General features: G+C 71.7%; 21 protein-coding genes and 1 pseudogene. 14 read left to right on the top strand and 8 right to left on the bottom strand.

Features of this window, described 5'->3' with window-relative positions; genetic code table 11:
• Positions 1–11 precede the first annotated feature (11 nt).
• From RI578_RS22705 to RI578_RS22650, 12 genes are all read left to right on the top strand, one after another.
• Positions 12–470 carry a phage tail tube protein gene (locus RI578_RS22705; RefSeq protein WP_310872778.1) on the top strand — a complete coding sequence of 153 codons (459 nt, stop codon included), beginning with the start codon at positions 12–14 and terminating at the stop codon, positions 468–470.
• The gene (locus tag RI578_RS22700; RefSeq protein WP_310872777.1) at positions 467–937 is read left to right on the top strand and encodes a hypothetical protein; all 471 of its coding nucleotides are present in this window, start codon (positions 467–469) and stop codon (positions 935–937) included. The genes RI578_RS22705 and RI578_RS22700 overlap by 4 nt, the downstream gene beginning before the upstream one ends.
• Before the next feature lie 38 nt (positions 938–975).
• Positions 976–1,140, top strand: coding sequence for a hypothetical protein (locus RI578_RS22695; protein ID WP_310872776.1), 165 nt, complete (start codon positions 976–978; stop codon positions 1,138–1,140).
• 54 nt (positions 1,141–1,194) lie between these two features.
• Positions 1,195–3,420 carry a hypothetical protein gene (locus tag RI578_RS22690; protein WP_310872775.1) on the top strand — a complete coding sequence of 742 codons (2,226 nt, stop codon included), beginning with the start codon at positions 1,195–1,197 and terminating at the stop codon, positions 3,418–3,420.
• 3 nt (positions 3,421–3,423) lie between these two features.
• Positions 3,424–4,329, top strand: a complete 906-nt coding sequence (locus RI578_RS22685; protein WP_310872774.1) for a phage distal tail protein — start codon at positions 3,424–3,426, stop codon at positions 4,327–4,329.
• A gap of 13 nt (positions 4,330–4,342) precedes the next feature.
• Positions 4,343–5,353, top strand: a complete 1,011-nt coding sequence (locus RI578_RS22680) for a hypothetical protein (protein ID WP_310872773.1) — start codon at positions 4,343–4,345, stop codon at positions 5,351–5,353.
• A gap of 10 nt (positions 5,354–5,363) precedes the next feature.
• Entirely contained in the window at positions 5,364–6,464 is a 1,101-nt protein-coding gene (locus RI578_RS22675; protein ID WP_310872772.1) for a hypothetical protein, read from the top strand.
• Between the two features lie 8 nt (positions 6,465–6,472).
• Positions 6,473–7,450, top strand: coding sequence for a hypothetical protein (locus tag RI578_RS22670; RefSeq protein WP_310872771.1), 978 nt, complete (start codon positions 6,473–6,475; stop codon positions 7,448–7,450).
• Positions 7,451–7,462: 12 nt separating this feature from the next.
• Positions 7,463–9,151 carry a hypothetical protein gene (locus tag RI578_RS22665; protein WP_310872770.1) on the top strand — a complete coding sequence of 563 codons (1,689 nt, stop codon included), beginning with the start codon at positions 7,463–7,465 and terminating at the stop codon, positions 9,149–9,151.
• Between the two features lie 78 nt (positions 9,152–9,229).
• Entirely contained in the window at positions 9,230–10,312 is a 1,083-nt protein-coding gene (locus RI578_RS22660; protein ID WP_310872769.1) for a peptidoglycan-binding protein, read from the top strand.
• 98 nt (positions 10,313–10,410) lie between these two features.
• On the top strand, positions 10,411–10,665 hold the full coding sequence (locus RI578_RS22655; protein WP_310872768.1) for a hypothetical protein: 255 nt from the start codon (positions 10,411–10,413) through the stop codon (positions 10,663–10,665).
• Complete coding sequence (locus tag RI578_RS22650) at positions 10,662–11,000, top strand: hypothetical protein (RefSeq protein WP_310872767.1); 339 nt, start codon at positions 10,662–10,664, stop codon at positions 10,998–11,000. The genes RI578_RS22655 and RI578_RS22650 overlap by 4 nt, the downstream gene beginning before the upstream one ends.
• A gap of 71 nt (positions 11,001–11,071) precedes the next feature.
• On the opposite strand, the gene RI578_RS22645 is transcribed toward RI578_RS22650, so the two are convergent.
• Both RI578_RS22645 and RI578_RS22640 read right to left on the bottom strand, forming a co-directional pair.
• Complete coding sequence (locus tag RI578_RS22645; protein ID WP_310872766.1) at positions 11,072–11,269, bottom strand: DUF397 domain-containing protein; 198 nt, start codon at positions 11,267–11,269, stop codon at positions 11,072–11,074.
• A complete protein-coding gene (locus tag RI578_RS22640) occupies positions 11,266–12,126 on the bottom strand; it encodes a helix-turn-helix transcriptional regulator (protein ID WP_310872765.1) in 861 nt (286 codons plus the stop codon). The genes RI578_RS22645 and RI578_RS22640 overlap by 4 nt, the downstream gene beginning before the upstream one ends.
• A gap of 309 nt (positions 12,127–12,435) precedes the next feature.
• On the opposite strand from RI578_RS22640, the gene RI578_RS22635 reads away from it, so the two are divergent.
• Both RI578_RS22635 and RI578_RS22630 read left to right on the top strand, forming a co-directional pair.
• Entirely contained in the window at positions 12,436–12,804 is a 369-nt protein-coding gene (locus RI578_RS22635; RefSeq protein WP_310872764.1) for an ATP-binding protein, read from the top strand.
• Positions 12,801–13,256, top strand: coding sequence for a hypothetical protein (locus RI578_RS22630; RefSeq protein ID WP_310872763.1), 456 nt, complete (start codon positions 12,801–12,803; stop codon positions 13,254–13,256). Before RI578_RS22635 ends, RI578_RS22630 begins: the two co-directional genes overlap by 4 nt.
• 133 nt (positions 13,257–13,389) lie before the next feature.
• On the opposite strand, the pseudogene RI578_RS22625 reads toward RI578_RS22630, so the two are convergent.
• The 6 genes and pseudogenes from RI578_RS22625 to RI578_RS22600 form a co-directional block, all read right to left on the bottom strand.
• Positions 13,390–14,058 (bottom strand): annotated as a pseudogene (locus RI578_RS22625) (AMP-binding protein); the annotation flags it as partial.
• A 26-nt stretch (positions 14,059–14,084) separates the two neighbouring features.
• Entirely contained in the window at positions 14,085–15,224 is a 1,140-nt protein-coding gene (locus RI578_RS22620) for an acyl-CoA dehydrogenase family protein (protein WP_310872762.1), read from the bottom strand.
• 70 nt (positions 15,225–15,294) lie between these two features.
• Entirely contained in the window at positions 15,295–17,142 is a 1,848-nt protein-coding gene (locus tag RI578_RS22615) for a biotin carboxylase N-terminal domain-containing protein (RefSeq protein WP_310872761.1), read from the bottom strand.
• A 31-nt stretch (positions 17,143–17,173) separates the two neighbouring features.
• A complete protein-coding gene (locus RI578_RS22610) occupies positions 17,174–18,772 on the bottom strand; it encodes a carboxyl transferase domain-containing protein (RefSeq protein ID WP_310872760.1) in 1,599 nt (532 codons plus the stop codon).
• The gene (locus RI578_RS22605) at positions 18,769–20,439 is read right to left on the bottom strand and encodes an acyclic terpene utilization AtuA family protein (protein ID WP_310872759.1); all 1,671 of its coding nucleotides are present in this window, start codon (positions 20,437–20,439) and stop codon (positions 18,769–18,771) included. Before RI578_RS22605 ends, RI578_RS22610 begins: the two co-directional genes overlap by 4 nt.
• Entirely contained in the window at positions 20,436–21,248 is an 813-nt protein-coding gene (locus RI578_RS22600) for a TIGR03084 family metal-binding protein (protein ID WP_310872758.1), read from the bottom strand. The genes RI578_RS22605 and RI578_RS22600 overlap by 4 nt, the downstream gene beginning before the upstream one ends.
• Positions 21,249–21,368 lie beyond the last annotated feature (120 nt).

Here is a 21,368-nt window from a genome sequence, read left to right as displayed (position 1 = left end):
GAGGCGCCCCCATGGGACGGCCCATTGACGCGCGCGGCTGGATTTTCGAGGTCGAGGACCACGCCACGCCCGGCACGTACATACCGCTTGGCCTGCTCACCAGCTGGACGAAGAACGCAGGTGAGAACGAGGAGACGGCCGATACGACGACGTTCGACTCGAACGGCTACTACGAACAGGACGTGATGCAGAGGGGCGCGACGATCGAGGTATCGGGCCTGTACGGCGCCACATCTGGCACGCAGGACCCCGGACAGCTGTACGTCGACGAGACGTGGACGTACCTGCTCGGCGAGGACTCCCGCGGGAAGATGCGGTACCGGCACACGTCACAGGACGAGTGGACCGTGTGGGAGTGCACCGTCACCCCGGGCGAGCAGGGCGGCGAGACCAACGCCAAGACCTCTTGGGGCGCCACGTTCACCCGCTGCGGCGCCCCGACGACTGAAGCCGTGGTGACGACGCCGTGACCGACCTCGACGACAACCAGCTCGGCGACGCGCACGAGGTCGCCGACTTTGACGCGTTCTTCGCCGAGCAGGCCGAGCCGGAACCCAAGGGCGTACCGCTGCGCCTGTTCGGCCGCACGTACACCCTGCCCGGCGCCCTGCCCGCCCTGTTCACGCTCCAGCTGCACCGCGTGCAGAACAGCGCCCGCCCCGACGACATTCGGCGCCTGCTCGGTTCCCTGTTCGGCCCGGATGCGGTCGACCACTGGACCGAGCGCGGCATGTCCGACCGGCAACTCGGCGTCGTCCTGCTCTGGTCGACGGCGAACGTCGCCGACCCGGGCACCGTATCCATGGAGCGCGCCGCGCAGCTGTACGACGAGCGCGAGCAGGCCAAGGCACAGGGAAAAGCACGACCGCGGCCGGCGAAGCCCAAGGGCGGCAAGGGCAACGGCAGCAAGAGGCCGCGGAGTTCTGGCAAGCGGTAGTCGCTCACTGGGGCGCCGTCGAGTCCGACCTCGCCCGCGTGTACGGCCTCGAGGCCGAGCAGGTCGCCGCCCTGTCGACGCGTCGTCTGGTCGTGCTGCTCGGCGGACTCCCCGCCGACGGCGCACGGTTCCCCGAGCTATGGCGCAAGACCCCGCGCACGGTCACTGACCCCGCGGAGATCGCCCGACTGACCGGGCGTTGATCAACAACCACAACTGAATAGCGCGCCCCGGCGGGCGCCGATGGGGGGTGCACAGTGGCCCTCACGATCGGCGAGCTCACCGGGTATATCGACCTCGACGACACCGGGGCGCAGCGTGGCGTAGCCCGTACAGAGGCCGCGCTGAACGGCTTGTATCGGGACACCGACGGCCGGTTGCGCGACATGCGGGGGCGTTTCGCTGCGGCGGGCGCCGACGCTGGGGGCGCCCTCGCCGACGGCATCGGGGGCGGTGCGGAGGAGGCCGGCCGCGGCCTCGCCGGTATCGGCCCCCTGATCGGCACCGCCGCCACCTCGACGAAGCTACTCGCCGGGGGTGCGGTCGTCGCCGCGGGCGCCCTCGCCGCCGTGCCGCTCGCCGTCGTAGGACTCGGCGCGAAGGTGCTCGCCGAAAACGAGCAGGTGAAGTCAGCGTTTTCGGACTTGTCCGAGAACGTCAAGGGCCAAATGGCCGACCTCGCACAGCCGTTGGTCGGTCCGTTCGTCGACGCGGCCGACCAGCTCGGCGCGATCTTCGACAACCTCGCCCCGGACATTGGGCGACTTTTCGAGGGCGTCGCCCCGCTCATCGAACCTCTTGTACAGGGGATCGGCGAGCTCGCCGTCGGCGCCATGCCCGGGCTGGTCGCCGCGGTCGAGGCCGCGGGCCCCGTGATCGACGCCCTGTCGACCGGACTCGGCGCCGTCGGGCAGGGCATCGGCGGATTCTTCGAGGGCGTCGCGTCCGGCGCCGGGGGCGCCGCCGAAGGACTCGGCGGCCTGCTCGGCGCGGTCGGCGAGATCCTGCCCGCCGTCGGCGAGCTGATCGGCGCACTTGCGGAGGCCGGCGGGCCCGTGCTCGCCGCCCTCGCCGAAGCAATCGCCCCCGTCGTCAAGTCGTTGGCGGGCGCGCTTGGCCCCGCGCTGGCCAAGCTCGGCCCGCCGCTCGCCCGGTTGGCGACCGCGCTCGGCGACGCGGTGTTGCCGATCGTCGACGCGCTCGGCCCGGTCCTTGAGTCCGCGGCCGGAGCGTTCGGCGCACTGATCGACGCCGTGTCGCCGATCCTGCCGGTGGTCGGCGAGCTGGTCGCATCGATCCTGCCCGCGTTGACGCCCCTGTTCGACGCGCTGACGACGATCATCAAGGCTGCCGCTCCGGTGGTCATGCTCCTGGTCAACGCCCTCGCGGGCGCCCTCGAGCCGATCCTCGCCACGCTGCCGGCGATCATTGAGCCGATCGCCGCGGTGCTCGCCCGCCTCGCGGTCGAGCTGTTCCCGATCCTGGCCGATCTGGTCGTCGCGCTCGCCCCGACGATCGCCCAGCTCGGCGAAACGTTTGCGCAACTCATGGTTGCGCTCGGCCCGCTCATCCTCGCCGTAGGCGAGCTACTGATCGGCGCACTGCAAGCGCTCATGCCGATCATTCAGCCGTTGATCGGGTTGGTGGCGCAGCTCGCCGCGATCTTCGCCGACGGCCTCGCCGCCGTCGTCGAGCAGGTCGTCATACCCGTGGTCGAGGCGATCGTCGCCCTGCTCAACGGCGACTTCGGTAAGGCTTGGGAGCTCGCCAAGCAGGCCGTATCGAACGCCGGAAAGCTCATCGGCGAGATCGCCGACAAGATCGCCCAATGGGTCGGCGAGGGCATATCGGCCGCCATTGACTGGATCAAGGGTCTGCCCGGCAAGGCGTACGACGCCCTCGCCCCGCTCGCCGGCCGCATGTGGGATCGCGCGTCGGCCGCGCTGCGCCGCTTCAAGGACGGCATTGTCAGCAAGGCCACCGAGGCGATCGCGTGGGTGCGCGGCCTGCCCGGGCGCCTGTCGTCCGCGCTCGGCAACCTTGGATCGCTGCTGGTCAGCAAGGGCAAGGACGTTGTACGCGGCCTGTGGAACGGCATTAAGTCCATGGGCAGCTGGTTGCGGTCGACGCTGATCAGCTGGGCAAAGGACCTGATCCCGGGACCGATCGCCAAAGCGCTGGGGATCGCGTCGCCGTCCAAGGTCATGGCGCGCGACGTGGGCCGCTGGATTCCCGCGGGCGTCGTCAAGGGCATTCAGGGCGGCGAGGGCGCGGTCGCGCGCGCCATGTCGTCGCTGGTGCAGTCGCCCGCCCTGCCCACACTCACGCCCGCCTACGCGGGCCCGGGCGGGTACGGCTCCCCGTTCGCCGCGGCCGGCGCGTCCGGCTCACTGGTGCACGTCGAGCACTGGCACGCCGCCGAGCACGGCGATCCCGAGGACAACGCGCGGGCCCTCGAGTGGCTTGCCAAGGCGAGGGGGTGAGCCGTGGCAGTCGGCGACCGGGTGACCATGCCCGGGCATGTGCAGTACGGCGACCTGTTGCTCGGCCCGGGCACCCCGTACCGGTGGCGCCGGATCACCGGATGGGGCGACCTGCCCGCCCTCGACTCCGGCACGGTCGCCCGCGCGGGCGCGCACGGGGCATTCCCCGGGCAGCTGCTCGCGCAGGCCCGCACGATCGGCCTCGACGGGTTGATCGTGCGGGCGCCCCGCGCCACGGTCGGCGCGGTCGTCGGCGTCCTCGAGGACGCGACAGGGCCCGTCGTCGACGAGCTGCCGTTCGTGGCGTGGCTCGACGAGCGCGGGCCCCTGCTCGCGTACGCCCGCGCGGTGCGCCGCGCGGTGCCGGCCGACAAGGGATACACGGTCGGGACGATCACCGGCGGGGCGATTGAGTTCGAGGCGACCGACCCGCGCCGGTATGAGCTCACCGAGCGCACCGCTACGGCGACCCTGCCCGCGGCCGAGCAGGGCATCGATTGGCACGTCGACGAGCAGGGCGTCGAGGGTGGCCTCGAGTGGCCGCTCGAGTTCGGCGAGGCAGGTTCTACCGGCGCCCTCGCCGTGACGAACCGCGGCAAGGCCGAGACACACCCCGTGATCGTGTTCCGCGGGCCCGTCGTCCGGCCCGCCCTTACGAACCTCGCCACGGGCGACGTGCTCGAGTACGACCTACCGCTCGCCGCGGGCGACGTGCTCGAGGTCGACACCCGCGCCGGCACGGTCACCCTCAACACGACGGCCTCGCGGATCTACACCGCGACCTCGCGCTCAGTGCCCGAGCAGACGTTCACGCTCGCCCCCGGCACGACGAACCTCACTTTCCGGGCCGCCCCGGAATCCGACCCGTCCGCGTCCGTCGTCGTGCGGTACCGCTCGGCCTACTGGTAAGGAGACACCCCCCGTGACCGTGCGCGCTGCATGGCTGCTACTCGGCGGCACCGGAAACCCCGGGCAGACCCGCGAAGACACCCGCCTCGCCCCCGTGGGAACGATGCTCCCCGACGGCGAGCTCAGGACCCGCCCGGGCATCCTGCCCGGCGGCGACCCGTTCGCCGCCACGGGCGCGGGCGCCATGTCCCTACAGATCGGCGTCGGCCGCTCCACCGTGCAGGGCACCACCGCGCAGGGCGCCTACCCCGTGTGCCTCGACGCCCCGGAGGTCGTCACCTTCACCGACGGCGACGCCCTGTTCGACCGCATCGATACCGTGATCTTGCACGTGTACGACGCCCTGTTCGACGACCAGGGGCAGAACCTCGCCCGCGTCGAGGTCGTCGTCGGCGACGCCACGGAGACGCCGACCGCGCCGACCCTCGACCCTGCCTGTCTGCCGCTGTGGGACGTGACCATTCCCGCGGGCGCGTCCGCGGGTGTGGGCGGTATCGACTGGACCAGCGCACTGACCGACCGGCGCCGGTACACAGTCGCCGTCGGTGGCGTCATCCCGCAGGCCGCGTCATCCGACGTAGGCGCCTACGACGGCCAGTACGCCGACATAGACGGCACGCTGTACCGCTGGTCGGCCGCCGACGCTGCGTGGCAGGTCTACCGCGCCCCCGTGGAAACCGTGGGATGGACCGAGCCCGCCCTCGCGTCCGGATACACCAACAGCGGCAACTCGCAAGGCAACGTCGCCTATCGGGTGATCACGCTCGGAGGCGTGCGACACATGCAGTGGCGCGGGGGCGTCAGCTGGGCGACCAACAGCGAACCGCCCGGCTCCGGGTACGTGCTCGCCGGCACCCTGCCCGCCGACTGCCGGCCGAAATACCTGGTGTCAACGCCGATGGCCGCGGGTGGCCTGCCGATGAAATGCGACTTCCAGACCGGCGGGCGCGTGCGCTTCATCGACAACACCAGCGTGACCGACTGGGCGAGCTTCAACAGCATCATCTATCCGCTCGACGCGTAAGGGGGCGCCCGTGGCCACCGCGCCCCCGTACCGCATGGTGTTCTGCGATCTGCGATCCGGCACCGTGCTCGACGCCCTGCCCGTGCAGGGGGTCGCCCTCGACGACTACATCGGCAAGACCGGCAGCATGCGCGGCACCGTGCCGATCCCGAACCGGGAGATAGCCGAGCGGGCCCGCCGCGCCCTTGTGCCCGGGCGTACGGGCGTGTGGGTCGAGCGCGGGCGCGAGGTCTGGTGGGGCGGAATCCTGTGGACACTCGCCCTCGCGTCCGACCGCCGCGGGTTTCTGTCCGCACAGGTGCAGTGCGGCGGGTGGGAAAGCTACCTGTACCGGCGCCTGTTGCTCGACACGCTCACGGCCGAGCAGGTCGACCAGTTCGACATAGTGCGTGAGCTGGTCGACTATGCGCAGATCACGCCAGGCGGGAACCTGGGAATCACGTACGACGACGACGTGTCGGGCGTCGTGCGCGACCGCACGTTCCTGCGTTTCGATCTCTCCACGATCGGCGACCTGCTCGACCAGCTCGCCGCGGCCGAGAACGGTTTCGAGTGGAGGATCGCCAGCTTCCGCGACGGCGACGGCCGACGCGTCAAGCGCTTGCAGCTCGGACACCCCGTGATCCGTACCGGCACGTCTGAGATCGTGCTCGACCACCCCGGGCCCGTCCTGTCCTACTCGTGGCCGATCGATGCCACGAGGAAGGCCAACGCGTGGCAGAGCCGCGGCGCCAGCATCAACCGCAACCAGGCCGCCGACTCCGTGCCGCTCATGTCTGAGTTGCTGGTCGACGACGCCGATATCGCCGCCGGGTGGCCACGCCTCGACGGCACCAGCGATCACACGACCGTTGAACAACAGGCCACCCTCGACGGCCACGCCCGCGCCGACTGGACCGCGGCCCGCCGGCCCGTGGCGATCCCCGACGTAGAGGTACTGCTCGGCGGGAACATCACGCCCGCCCTGCTCGGCGCGACCGTGCGCCTGCGTATCCGTGACCTGTGGCACCCGACCACGCTCGACGCCCGGTACCGCGTCGTCGGCCTGTCCATCTCCCCGCCCGAACGAGGCCGCCCGGAAACCGCGCGGCTGTACCTGGAGGTCCCTTAGTGCCGTACGTGCCACAGGATCTACTCGACCGTATCGACGCGCTCGAGCGCGAGGTACGGCAGCTGCGCGGCCGAGCGCAGATCCGGCCGGCCCTCGACCAGATCCTCAACGGCGACGTGACGATCGGCGAGGGCGGCGTCTTGCGCGTGCTCGCCCCCGACGGAACGGGCCTGTTCGGCGTCGGCGAGTTCGGCCCCTTCTACGACCACACCGACGGCACGCCGCAACAGGGCGTGATCATGCAGCGTGAGGACGGCTCGACCGCGTTCACCATCCGCGCCGTTCCGTCCGCGCTCGGTGTCGACGACCAGCCCGTCATCATGTGGGACCGCACCGGGCACGGCGTGCTCACCGACGACGCCACGTCGGGCCGCGGCCTAGGCTCGCCCGCCCTGCCCCTGCCGTTTCAGAAGCTCCCGCCCGGCGGCGAGGTGATCACCGGTAGTTCGTTCGAAAACTGCTGGTTCGCCACCGTGCAGCGCATGAACCCCGTTGCCGCCGTCCTGCTCGAGTTCGGCGCAGCCCCGGGCAGCAAGTGTGAAGTACGCGTGCAGTACCGGCCCGCGAGCGAACCCGACTTCACCAACATCGCTACCGACTCCGTAACCGCGGCATCGTCGGCGTCCGGCGTGCAGTACAAGACCAGTTGGTACACGTTCCCCCTCGACCGCGCCGAGTTCGAAGAGACCGTGTTCATTCGCATTCAGGCCCGCGAGGTATCCGGTACCGACGGCGTGATCTGCAACGCGCTCGGCGGAGTCACCCGCCGCACCTACTCGACGGCCGAGGTACCCGAACCGCCGCCCGGCGCCACGCTCGCCACGTTCGCCGCCCGCACCGCCACCGCGCCCGACAGCACCGCGTCGGGCGAGGGCGTCGACGTGCCCATACCGCCGCCGCCGTGGCCCGACGCACCGGCGACCGCCGAGCCCGAGCAGGAACCGACGCCGGCCCGCCCGCCCGGCGTGTACCGCGTCGACGACTAGGAGAGTCCCCCCGTGCTGCCTGAAGGCATTCCCACCGTCACCGTCACCGGCCGGTACCTGTTCCCCGACGGCCGGCCCCTGTCCGGTCAGATCGTGTGGAGGGCGCCCGCGCTGATCACGTTCGCCGATTACGACGTGATACTCGGCGGGCCCGTTACGGTCCCCCTCGACGAACAGGGCCGCTTCACCGTCGAGCTACCGGCGACCGACGCGCCCGGCATGAATCCCGCCGGCTGGTCGTACTCCGTCGCCGAGCAGTTCGCCGGAGTCGCGCAGAACCGCGTGTATCAGATCCTGTTGCCCGCGGAGTCGCCCGAGGTCGATATCGCCGACCTCGCGCCGACCGACCCGACCACGCCGAACTACGTCGCCGTACGCGGCGACAGTGCGTACGAGGTCGCCGTCGACGAGGGTTTCGTCGGCACCGTCGAGCAGTGGCTCGCCTCACTGGTCGGCCCGCAGGGCGCCACGGGCGCCACCGGCGCCCCGGGGTCGCAGGTCTACACCGGCAGCACCGCGCCGCCCGCCGAGCTCGGCGTCGACGGCGACGTGTTCACGCAGTACACGACGACAACCGCGCTCGGCGTCACCTCGACGACCGTCAACCTGTGGGCCCGCAGCGGCGGGGCGTGGGCCCCCGTCGGCGGCGACGTGCGCGGCGCCGCATGGTACGTCAACAACACCGGCACCCCGAGCGCCGATATCCCGCTCGGCGACCTGCTGCTCAGGGTCGACAGCGGCGACGTGTACCAGCGCGCCGCCGCCGGTTGGGAACTACAGGGCAACATCCGCGGCCCGCAGGGCGAGCAGGGCCCGCAGGGCGACACCGGACCGGCCGGCGCCCCGGGCGTCGTGCAGTCCGTCAACGGGCAGTCCGTCGCCGCCGTCGTGCTCGACGCGGCCGACGTAGGCGCCGTGCCGGACACCGCGCCGGGCACCCCGAACGGAGTCGCCACCCTCGACGGCACCGGCAAGGTCCCCGCCGAGCAGCTGCCCGCCGCCGGGGGCGCCGTGACGAGCGTCAACACGCAGACCGGCGACGTAGTGCTCGACGCGGCCGACGTAGGCGCCGTGCCCACGACGCAGAGGGGAGCAGCGAACGGCGTCGCCACCCTCGACGCCTCGAGCAAAGTCCCCAGCGTGCAGCTGCCCGCCTACGGATTCCGGCCGAGCGATCTCGGTTTCAAGGCGTGGGCGTTCGATCCCGCGACCGCGCAGAGCGGCGGGCGCACGCCGTCGTCTGGCAGTTTCCGGATCACGGCCGTGCCCGTGCGCGAGACGATCACCGTTTCCAAGCTGGTTTGGCACGTGCTCGGCTACGAGGGCACGGGCCTCGACGGAGGCAGCAACGCCGGCATCTTCACCACGGCCGGCGCCCGCCTCGCGCAAGTCGGCGACATGGCGGACACGTCGAAGATGATCGACGTACACAACGCAGGCGGGCAGACCGTCGCCGTCAACCTGTCGGCCGCCGTCACGCTCAACCCCGGCATCTACTACGTGTGCTTTCGGTTCGTGATCGGCACCAGCGCCAACGCGCCCGTACTGATGTGCGCCGACTCGAGCAACGCGGCCCCCGTGACCACGCTGAACAGCGTCAAGCCGTTCGGAGTGATCTCCAGTCAGGGCAGTTGGCCTAGCTCTTTCAGCCCGTCCGCCATCGAAACGGACCCCATCAAGTTCTGGGCCGCGTTCGCGTAGCACCGCGCCGCCTCGCCCCTCACCTCGCACGCCCCGGCACCGCGCCGCGGGCGTTTTCTCATGTCTGGAGTTACCCGCATGGCACGCATGCCCGGCGCCAAGTGGCGCCCGATCCCCGTCAACCACACCAACGGCGGGCAGGAGTCCGTACGGGGCGTCGTCGTTCACATCATGGCCGGCAGCTACAACGGCACCGACTCATGGTTCAGGAACCCCGCCGCACAGGCGTCGAGCCACTTCGGCACCAGCAAGGCGGGCGCCCTGTGTCAGTGGGTCGACACCGCCGACCGCGCGTGGGCGCAGGCCGACGGCAACCGCGATTGGCTCAGCGTCGAGAACGAAGGCCAGGGCGGCGACACGCTCACCGACGACCAGCTCGACCGCAACGCGGAAGTACTCGCGTGGGCGCACGAGAAGTACGGCGTACCGCTCAAGGTCGCCGACGGCCCGGGCGACCGCGGACTCGGCTACCACGCCATGGGCGGGCGCCCGTGGGGCAACCACCCATCGTGCCCCGGCTCGAGGATCGTCAAGCAGCTGCCGACGATCGTCGACCGCGCGAAGAAGATCGCCGGCACCGGCGGCACCAGCGGAACCGCGCCGGCAGGCGTGGCCCGCTACACCGTGACGATCAACGGACTCACGTACGGGTACGGGGCGCACGGCGACCACGTGACCCGCGTCGGTAAGGCACTGGTCGCCCGCGGGTACGGGAAGCACTACGCCGTTGGTCCGGGCCCGGAGTGGACCGACAGCGACACCAGGAACTACAGCGACTTTCAGAAGTCGCTCGGCTACAAGGGCGCCGACGCCGACGGCGTGCCCGGCGCCTCGAGCCTGCGGGCCCTGCTCGGCGCCCTGCCGAACAAGGCCACGCCGACCGTCGACCTGTCCAAGCTGGTCAACGCCGCCAAGGTCGACCCGCCCAAGCGCGGCACTCCCGTGAGCTACGCGGGCGCCCGCACCGTCGAGGCCGCCCTCGCCGCCGAGGATCTGCTCGACGAGCAGTACGTCGACGGCCATTTCGGCACGGCCACGAAAACCGCGTACGCCGCATGGCAGCGCCGATGCGGGTACAGCGGGCGCGACGCCGACGGCATCCCGGGCCGCTCGAGCCTCGCCGCACTCGGCAAGCGCCACGGCTTCCGAGTCGTCGCGTAGCCACCGCGCCGCGCCCTCGAGCAGCTGCTCGCCCCGCCCCGCCGGCACCGCGCCGCGGGGCGGGCCCCCGTCACCCCCCCGCACGAAAGGCCCCGCCCATGAGCGACAAGACCAAGCGCGCCATCCGTACCGGATTGCAGACCCTCGCCGCCGTCGCCGCCGTCCTGCCCGCCCTCGCCGCCACCGTCGCGGACGCCGACGAGCTCGCCGTCGCCGCCCCGTGGCTGATCGCCGCCGCCGGCACGGCCGCCGTCGTCGCGGGCGTCGTCGCCCGCGTCATGGCCGCGCCCGCGTTCGAGCGCCTGCTCGACCTGTTCGGCATCGGCCTCGACGACAAGGGCGGCACCGAGTGACCGAGCCCTCGCCCCACGAGCCGGCCGCCGTGGCGATCGAGCTCGAGCGCCTGCGCCGCACGATCGAGGTCGGATTCACCCGCACCGACGGCGCCCTCGCCCTACTCGTGCAGCGACACGACCAGTCCGACGAGCAGATCAAGGAGCACGGCCGACGGCTCGACGAACACGACGCCCGCCTCGACACCCTCGAGCGCGGCGACACCGACCGCCAGAAGCGCGCCCGCGACCGCCTCGACGCCCTCGAGCGCCGGCAATGGCCCCTGCCATCCGTGGCCGCGCTGGTCGCCCTGTGCGGCCTGCTGCTGTCCGTGTGGCAGTACGCCACCCAATGACACGCCAACGCCCCCCGTACGGCCTGCTACGGCCGCGCGGGGGGCGTTCTCGTGCGTTCGGGGCGAGCTCGCTACTTGACGCCCGCCACCAGTCCGGCGAACTGATCACGGGTGAGCAGCAGGGCGGGCCCGGTCGGGTTCTTGCTGTCGCGCACCGCCACGCGCTCAGGGTCGACGACGGCGCACTCGACACAGTCAGACTGTGCGCCGGACGCCGACGACTTCCACCACGTCACGGGGAGCGTCGACGCGTCTTCGATGTGGTTCATTCCGTCTTATCCCTTATCTCTGCGATGCGTTTCGCGGATAGTTCGGGCGAGAGCGCAGCAGCACGCAACCGCTCGAACGCGTCCCGATAGACGCCCACGTGTTCCGCTTCCTCGACGTACAGAGCCGAGGTCAACGACTCCACGTGCACAACGTCGAGGTCTGCCTGTTCGTCGAACGACAGGAGCGAATAACTGCCCAGCTGCCCGACGTGCGGCGGGGCGTCCGACGGGAGAATCTGAATCGTGACGTTCGGCCGCCGGCCGCGGTCGAGGAGCCGCGCCAACTGGTCGCGCATGACGCCCTCGCCGACGCATGTCGTACGTAGCGCACCCTCAGCGATGATCGCCCACAACTCGACCGGATGCTCGCGGGTAAGCACCGACTGACGCGCGAGGCGCACCTCAACCAACGGATCGATACGCCCCTCGACGGCCGCAGACATGGCAGTCGCCGTGATGATCTCCCGCGCATACTCGCCCGACTGCAACAGACCCGGGATCACGCCCATCTGCCACGACCGGACGGACGACGCCTCATGCTCGAGGCTGATCAAGTCCTCATACACGGGCGAGAGCACACCGCGATAGCTGTGCCACCACCCGCGCTGTGCGCCCTCGCGGGCGAGGGACAGCAACGCACCCCGCAACTCGCCATCGTCAACGCCGTACAGGCCGAGCAGCGTCTCTACGTCCGCAGGTTTGGCCGCACTCCGCGCAGTCTCCAGCCTCGACAACTTGGCCACCGTGAACGCGCCGTCGCTCTTGTCGGCAACGTCCTCGAGGGTGAGCTGTTGGGCGTCACGCAGGGCCCGCAACTTCTTGCCGAGCCTGCGCCGACGCACGGTAGGACCGCTCAACTTCGCCTCCCCTCCTGGTTCCTGCCCGACAGTCTGCCGCCTCGCCTCTAACCATGTCACCTGCGAACGACCTCTCGTGAGCTGCCCCTATCGCGGGCATATGCAAATTCTCATTCCCTCTTTGAGAGGGTTGCATGGCTGCGGCGAGAGGGTGCACTCTCGTGTCACGAAAAGTGACCGTGCCACCGATTGGCGTTACGAAACTTCGCGCCTACTGGCACCACGGCATAGGGAGTTTGCATGGTGCACATGCGGCCGGACGCGTTAGAGACCTGCTGTGAACCCCCGTCCGGGCCCCCCGCTCAAGCGGTGTTCCTGTCCGACCCGGAGGCCGCCGCACGGGCCCGCGCGTACGTGCGTGAGCTGCTACGCAAGGAAGACCCGCCACTCGCCGACGACGCGATCGACGACGTGTGCCTCATCGCCTCCGAGCTGGTCACGAACGCCTACCGGTACGGAACCGAGCCGGGCGACTCCCTACTCGTCGTCGTCCTGCCCACCCTCGAACACGTGCGCGTCGAGGTACACGATCCGGTACGACGCCGGCCGCAGCTGCGCACCGACTCGGACGAGCGGGCCCGCGGGCGCGGCCTCCACATCGTCGACGCCCTCGCGGCGCGGTGGGACGTAGACGACCGACCGCTCGGTAAGGCCGTGTGGGCGGAGGTGGCGCGGTGAACAACGCAGTAGGCACCCTGCCCGGCCCGACGTTCGCCGCCGGTATCCAGCTCGCCACGGGCGTACACCGAACCGACGTGTTCGCCGTGGCGCAAGTGCTCGCGTTCCACGTGCCGCCGCCCAGACAGGAACAGACTCCGGAGATCGCCGCCGGCATGCGGGCGATCGCGGCCTCGCTCGGACTCGGCGCACACGACGGCACACCGCCGTACATCGGCCGCCCGATCACCCTGCGGCGCGGTACCCCGGTCCTCGACTACGGGCACCCCGACGCCCGCCTGTGGCTGCCTGTCGGCGACGAGTGGCGCAAGGTCGCCGAGAACGGCGGGCCCGTTCGTATCCTGATCCTGTTCGACCCCCTGTGGCCTACGAACCGACAGGGCGCCCTCGCCGAGCACGTGCACGCGTGTTACGACCGCGGCGCCATGCAGTGGGGAACGACATACCTCTAGACCATCTGGCCGCGGACCGCCCCCGGGCCCCCGTCGGGGCCGGCCCGCAACAGAAACGCCCCCGTCAGCCGACTGACGGGGGCGTTTCGCTGTACCGCGGCGAGGGTGCCTGCTGTCATTTACACCTGTTGTTGTGGAAGAAGGGCAGCACCGCCAGGACGCGGTCGCCCGGTGCGGCCGGCATCAGTGGTTCGAGCTGGGCGAGGTTGGTGGCGATCTGCCGGTGGGTGAGCATCACGCCCTTGGGGGTGCCGGTGGTGCCGGAGGAGTACGGCAGGGCGGCGACGTCCTCGGCCGGGTCGACGGCGACGGACGGTTCGGGCGCGGCGGACGCCAGCATGTCGATGAGCGAGCGGTGACCGGGCGCGCTGTCGCAGACGAGGATCTCCTGCACGCCGCCCGCGAGTTCGGCGGCCCGGCGGGCGGTGTCCAGCAGCGGGGACACGGTGACGACCCAGCGGGCCCGCGAGTCGCCGAGCTGCTTGGCGAACTCCTCCGCCGTGGCGAGCGGGTGCACCGTGGTGACCGAGGCACCCGCGCGCGTGGCGGCGTAGAAGGCCAGCGGGAAGGCGACGGTGTTGGGGCTGTGCAGGGCGAGGACGTCGCCCTTGCGCACGCCGGTCTCGGCGAGGGCGGCGGCGACGCGCCGGTGGAACCGGTCCACCTGCTCGTAGGTGAGGGTGGTGCCGTCGGTGCCGTCGATCAGCGCCGGGGTGTTCCCGTAGGCGGCGGCCCGGCCGAGCACCGCGTCGTGGATGGGCAGGTCGACGGGCGGGACGTCTGCGTACTCGCTGCGGAACATGGTTCCTCCAGTACGGACCGTGTGGGCTAGTACGACTTGGGCAGACCCAGGGTCTGGTGGGAGACGTAGTTGAGGATCATCTCCCGGCTCACCGGGGCGATACGAGCCACGCGCGACGCCGCTATCAGCGAGGCGAGCCCGAACTCGCGCGTGAGGCCGTTGCCGCCGAGGGTGTGCACGGCCTGGTCGACGGCCTTCACGCAGGCCTCCCCGGCGGCGTACTTGGCCATGTTGGCGGCCTCGCCCGCCCCCGTGTCGTCGCCGGCGTCGTAGAGGTGCGCCGCCTTCTGCATCATCAGGCGGGCCAGTTCGAGGTCGATGTGCGCCTGGGCGAGTGGGTGGGCGATGGCCTGGTGGGCGCCGATGGGGGTCTTCCAGACGGTGCGTTCGCGGGCGTAGTCGAGGGCCCGGGAGAGCGCGTAGCGGCCCATGCCGATCCCGAACGCCGCCGTCATGATGCGCTCGGGGTTGAGTCCGGCGAAGAGCTGGAGGAGGCCCGCGTCCTCGTCGCCGACGAGCGCTTCGGCGGGCAGCCGTACGTCGTCGAGGGTCAGCTCGAACTGCTTCTCGGCGGCGTTCAGTTCCATGTCGATCTGACGGCGCTCGAAGCCGGGGGTGTCGCGGGGGACGATGAACAGGCAGGGCTTGAGCCTGCCGGTGCGGGCGTCTTCGGTGCGGCCGACGATGAGGGTGGCGTCGGAGATGTCGACGCCGCTGATGAAGACCTTGCGGCCGGTGAGGATCCAGTCGGTGCCGTCGCGGCGGGCGGTCGTGGTGATGCGGTGGCTGTTGGAGCCGGCGTCGGGCTCGGTGATGCCGAAGGACATCATGCGGGTTCCGTCGGCGAGGGTGGGGAGCCAGTCCTGTTTCTGCGCCTCGGTGCCGAAACGGGAGATGACGGTGCCGCAGATCGCCGGGGAGACGATCATCATCAGCAGGGGGTTGCCGGCGGCGCCCATCTCTTCGAGGACGAGGGAGAGTTCGGTGATGCCGCCGCCGCCACCGCCGTATGCCTCCGGCAGGTTGACGCCGATGTAGCCGAGCTTGGCGGCTTCCTGCCAGAAGTGTTTGTTGTCGGTGCCGAGGGTGCGGGGGTGGTTTCTGGCGAAGGTGGATACCGCTTTGCGGAGGGACTTGTGCTCGTCGGATTCGATGAGGGTGGTCACGGAGCTCCTTCGGTCTCTTTTCGGGTGCGGGTCCGTCGTGGCTGGTCGCGCAGTTCCCCGCGCCCCTGGGTCAGCCGGTCTCGACGACCGCCAGGAGGGTGCCCATCTCCACTTGCCGTCCAGGAGCCACTGGCAGCGCGGTCAGCTTCCCCGTGGCCGGGGCGGTGATCCGGTGTTCCATCTTCATCGCCTCCAGCCACAGGAGGGGCTGGCCGGCCTGGACCGTCGTGCCCTCCGTGAGGCCCTCCGCGACGCGGACGACCGTGCCGGGCATGGGGGCGAGGAGGGAGCCCGGGGCGTGCTGGGCGGTGGGGTCGGGGAAGCGGGGCAGGGCGGTGAGGCGGGTGGCGTCGACGTGGATCTGGTCGCCGTACGCCGCCACCTCGAACCTGCGTCGTACGCCGTCCGCTTCCAGCAGGACCACATGCGCGTCGGCGTGGACGACGCGTACGCCGTCGGCGGCCGGACCCGTGCGGGTGTGGTGGTAGCGGACCTCGTGTTCCTCGCCCGCCATGGCGTAGCGCTTCACCTGGGGCTGCGAGGTCAGGTTGCGCCAGGCGCCGCCGAAGCGGGAGCGGCCGTGGGCGTCGGCGAGGGCGGCGGCCAGCGGGGCGAGGGGGTCGGCCGTCCCGCCGCGGGTGAGGTCGGCGAGGTGGCGGTCGTAGAAGCCGGTGTCCATGCGGGCGGACGTGAACTCCTCGTGGCGCAGGGAGCGGACGAGCAGGTCCCGGTTGGTGACCGGGCCGTGGATCGCGGCCCGTTCCAGGGCGCCGGCGAGGCGGCGGACGGCCTCCGCGCGGGTGGGCGCGTGGGCGACGGCCTTGGCGAGCATCGGGTCGTAGTGGACGCCGATGTCGTCGCCGTCGGTGTAGCCGGTGTCGAGGCGGATGCCGTCCGGGACGGCGAGGCGGTGCAGGCGGCCGGTCTGCGGAGCCCAGCCGTTCGCCGGGTCCTCGGCGTACAGGCGGGCCTCGACGGCGTGGCCACGCGCGCGCGGGGGATCGTTCTCGAGGGCGTGGCCTTCGGCGACGCGGAGTTGGAGGGCGACGAGGTCGAGGTCGAAGAGTGCCTCCGTGACCGGGTGCTCGACCTGGAGGCGGGTGTTCATCTCCAGGAAGTGCGCCCGGCCGTCCGCGACGAGGAACTCGACGGTCCCGGCGCCGGCGTAGTCGACGGCGCGGGCGGCGCGTACGGCGAGGTCGTGGAGTTCACCGGTGAGTTCGGGCGTCAGGCCCGGTGCCGGGGCCTCCTCGATCACCTTCTGGTGGCGGCGCTGGAGGGAGCAGTCCCGGGTGCCGAGCGCCCACACCGTGCCGTGGGTGTCGGCGAGGATCTGCACCTCGACGTGGCGGCCGTTCTCGACGTAAGGCTCCACGAACACCTCGCCGTCACCGAAGGCGCTCGCCGCCTCCGCGCGGGCCGCGGTCAGTTCGCCGTCGAGGTCGGCGAGGCGCCGTACGACGCGCATGCCGCGTCCGCCGCCGCCCGCCGCCGCCTTCACCAGGACCGGCAGGTCGGCCTCGGTGACGTGCGTGAGGGGTGCGATGCCCATCAGTTCCTTGGCGCGCGTCTTGGACGCCATCGCCTCGATCGCCTCCGGCGGCGGTCCGATCCAGGTCAGGCCCGCGTCGACGACGGCGCGTGCGAAGCCGGCGTTCTCGGAGAGGAAGCCGTAGCCGGGGTGGACGGCGTCGGCGCCGGCGGCGACGGCGGCCTTCACGATCAGGTCGCCGCGCAGGTAGGTGTCGGCGGAGGCCGCGCCCGGCAGTCGTACCGCCGCGTCGGCCACGCGCGCGTGGAGGGCGTTCTCGTCGGCGTCCGAGTGCACGGCGACGGTCCGGATTCCCAACTCACGGCAGGTGCGGAAGATCCGGCAGGCGATCTCGCCCCGGTTGGCGACGAGGACGGTGCTGATCACAGTGTTTCCCTCGCTGGTCACAGTGTTCCCCTCACATCCGGAAGACGCCGAAGCCGCCGCGCGCACCCTCGTAGGGCGCGGTGTGGACGGCCGACAGGCACAGGCCGAGCACGGTGCGGGTGTCGCGCGGGTCGATGACGCCGTCGTCGTAGAGCCGCCCGGACAGGAACATGGGCAGCGACTCGGACTCGATCTGCTGCTCCACCATGGCGCGCAGCGCCGCGTCGCCCTCGTCGTCGTACGGCTGTCCCTTGGCGGCGGCCGACTGGCGGGCCACGATGGAGAGCACTCCGGCGAGCTGCTGCGGGCCCATGACGGCGGACTTGGCGCTGGGCCAGGCGAAGAGGAAGCGGGGGTCGTAGGCCCTGCCGCACATGCCGTAGTGGCCGGCGCCGTAGGAGGCGCCGAGGAGGACGGAGAGGTGGGGGACGCGGGAGTTGGAGACCGCGTTGATCATCATCGCGCCGTGCTTGATGATGCCGCCCTGCTCGTACTCCTTGCCGACCATGTAGCCGGTGGTGTTGTGCAGGAAGAGGAGCGGGATGTCGCGCTGGTTGGCGAGCTGGATGAACTGTGCGGCCTTCTGCGACTCCTCGCTGAACAGCACCCCTTGGGCGTTGGCGAGGATGCCCACCGGATAGCCGTGCAGGGCCGCCCAGCCGGTCGTCAGGCTCGTCCCGTACAGCGGCTTGAACTCGTCGAAGTCGGAGGCGTCGACGATCCGGGCGATGACCTCGCGCGGGTCGAAGGGGGTCTTGAGGTCGCCGGGGACGATGCCGAGGAGTTCCTCCGGGTCGTACTTCGGCGGCTGGGCCGGGCCCGGATCGGGGTGCGCCTTGCGGTGGTTGAGGCGGGCGACGACGCGGCGGGCCTGCCGCAGCGCGTCCGGTTCGTCCACGGCGAAGTAGTCGGCGAGACCCGACACGCGCGCGTGCATCTCCGCGCCGCCCAGCGACTCGTCGTCGCTCTCCTCGCCGGTGGCCATCTTGACCAGCGGCGGCCCGCCGAGGAACACCTTCGCGCGCTCCTTGACCATGATCACGTGGTCGGACATGCCGGGGATGTACGCGCCCCCGGCGGTCGAGTTGCCGAAGACGACGGCGACGGTGGGGATGCCGGCCGCCGACAGCCGGGTGATGTCCCGGAAGATCCCGCCGCCCGGGATGAAGATCTCCTTCTGCGACGGCAGGTCGGCGCCCCCGGACTCGACCAGGCTGATGCAGGGCAGCCGGTTGGCCAGCGCGACGTCGTTGGCGCGCAGGGCCTTCTTCAGCGACCAGGGGTTGCTGGCACCGCCGCGCACGGTCGGGTCGTTGGCGGTGATCAGGCACTCCACGCCCTCGACCGTGCCGATGCCGGTGACCAGGGAGGCGCCCACGGCGTACTCGCTGCCCCAGGCCGTCAGCGGAGACAGCTCCAGGAACGGCGTGTCGGGGTCGAGGAGCAGCTCGATGCGCTCGCGGGCGAGGAGCTTGCCGCGCCCCCGGTGCCGGGCGACGTACTTCTCGCCGCCGCCGGCCAGCGCCTTGGCGTGCTCGGTGTCGAGGTCGGCGAGTTTGGCGAGCATCGCTTCGCGGTTGGCCCGGTGGTCGGGGCCGGCCGGGTCCACCGCGGAGGGCAGGACGGTCACAGGAGAACCTCCGGGATGTCCAGGTGGCGGGCGCGCAGCCACTCGCCGAGCGCCTTGGCCTGCGGGTCGAAGCGGGCCTGCGCGGCGACGCCCTCGCCGAGGATGCCCTCGACGACGAAGTTGAGGGCGCGCAGGCCGGGGAGTGTGTGCCGGGTGAGGGGCAGGTCGCGGGCCTCCGGGATCAGCTCCCGGAACCGGTCGGCGGTCAGCTCGTGCGCCAGCCAGCGCCAGGCGTCGTCGGTCCGCGCCCACACGCCGACGTTGGCGTTCCCGCCCTTGTCGCCGCTGCGGGCGCCGGCGACGAGACCGAGGGGGGCGCGGCGTACGGGACCCGGTGGGAGCGGCTGCGGCAGCGGCGGTTCCGGTACGTCCGCCAGTACGGCGGTGTCCTGGGCGCCTGATACGGGAATCCGTTGCCCGTCGTGGAGGACGGCCACATGGTCGACGGCTCCATGGGGGACGTACACATCCTCGAAGACCCCATAAGGCGCGCCCTTTCCTGGTGGCGCCAGCACATGGAAGCCGGGATAACTGGCGAGGGCCAGCTCGATGGCGGCTCCGCTCAGCGCCCGCCCGACCACTTGCTGGTCGGCGTCCCGGACGACGAGCCGCAGCAGGGCGCCGGCCGTCTCCTCGGTCGGGGCGTCGGGCCGGTCGGTGCGGGCCAGGTCCCAGCGGACGTCGGCGACCTTGGCGAGGGCGGGTTCCATCTGGGCCCGCACCAGGGCTGCCTTGGCCTCGATGCCGAGGCCGGTGAGCACGAAGGCGACCTCGTTGCGGAAGCCGCCGAGACGGTTGCGGCCGACCTTGAGGGTGGGCGGCGGGGCCTCGCCGCGCACGCCCTCGACGCGAACGCGGTCGGGCCCGTCCTGCGTGAGCCGTACGGTGTCCAGCCGGGCGGTGACGTCGGGCCCCGCGTACCGGGCGCCGCCCGTCTCGTACAGCAGCTGGGCGGTGACCGTGCCGACGTCGACGAAGCCGCCGGTGCCGTCGTGCTTGGTGATGACGCAGCTGCCGTCGGCGTGCAGTTCGGCGAGCGGGAAGCCGGGCCGGCGGACGTCGCCCTCCTCGAAGAACGCGTAGTTGCCGCCGGTCGCCTGCGCCCCGCACTCCAGCACGTGTCCGGCGACGACGGCGCCCGCGAGCCGGTCGTACTCCGTCGGCGCCCAGCCGAAGTGCGCGGCGGCGGGCCCGGTGACCAGGGCGGCGTCGGTGACCCGGCCGGTGACGACCACGTCGGCGCCCGCGCGCAGGCACTCGGCGATGCCGAACCCGCCGAGGTAGGCGTGGGCGGCCAGCGCTCCCGGGTGGGCGGCGGTGAGGTCGTCGCCCTCGACGTGCGCGACCCGCACGGGGATGCCGAGCCGTGCGGCGAGGGCGCGTACGGCGTCGGCGAGTCCGGCGGGGTTGAGCCCGCCGGCGTTGGCGACGATGCTGACGCCCCGCTCGTGGGCGAGGCCGAGGCACTCCTCCAGCTGCCGCAGGAAGGTGCGGGCGTACCCGGCGTCCGGGTCCTTCAGCCGGTCCCGGCCCAGGATGAGCATGGTCAGCTCGGCGAGGTAGTCGCCGGTGAGGACGTCCAGCGGGCCGCCGGTGAGCATCTCGCGCATGGCGTCGAAGCGGTCGCCGTAGAAGCCGGAGGCGTTGCCGATGCGGAGGACGCTCACCGCCCCTCCCCACGCGGCGGGCGTCCGGTCCCCGGCGGGCGTCCCGCTCCCGGCGGCCCCGCGAAGGCCTGGGCGATGTCCAGCCAGCGGTCGGCGTCCGCTCCCTCGGCACGCAGGGCGAGGTCCGCGCGGTGGGCGCGCTGGGTGGCGAGGAGGCAGAAGTCGAGGGCGGGGCCGGTGACACGCTGGTCGGCGCCCTCGGGGCCGTAGGTCCACAGCTCCCCGCCGGGTGCGGTGAGTTCGACGCGGAACGGCTCGGCGGGCGGGGTCAGGCCGTGGGTCGCGTAGGCGAAGTCCCGGGCGCGGACGCCGATGCGGGCGATGTGCCGCAGCCGGTCGGTGGGCGGGCGCGTCACACCGAGGGTGTCGGCGATGTCGAGGCCGTGGGCCCAGGTCTCCATCAGGCGGGCGGTGGCCATGGAGGCGGCGGCCATGGGCGGGCCGTACCAGGGGAAGCGGGCCCCGGGGACCGACTCGCGCAGCGCCTTGTCGAGGGCGGCGCGGCCTTCCCGCCAGGCGGCCAGCAGCTCGGCGGGGGCCCGCCGGGCACCTTCCTCGGCGCCGTCGTCGACGTACCGGTCGGGCGCGGCGAGGGCCTGCTCCACCAGGGCGCGGAAGCCGTCCTCGTCGGTGACGGCGAGCAGGGCGGACCGGTCGGTCCAGGCCAGGTGCGCGATCTGGTGGGCGATCGTCCAGCCGGGAGCCGGGGTGGTGAGCGCCCACTGCTCCGGGCTCAACCGGGCGACCAGCGCGTCGAGTTCCTCGCCCTCCTCGCTCAGGTCGTCGATCACGGGCGTCGGGTCGGACACGGGCGCTCCCCTCGGGCACGGTGGTGTGCGGCGCGGTGTGGTGAGGAGCATGGCAGGGGCGGTGATAACAATCAAGCACGCTTGCATGATTTTTGACCGCGGACGCCCGCGGACGCCTGC

Origin of the sequence: Streptomyces sp. BB1-1-1, from assembly GCF_031597775.1 — a bacterium.
Classification (GTDB): domain Bacteria; phylum Actinomycetota; class Actinomycetes; order Streptomycetales; family Streptomycetaceae; genus Streptomyces; species Streptomyces thinghirensis.
Note: the sequence above shows the minus strand (reverse complement) of the source record. Positions and strands in the feature narration are given on the sequence as shown.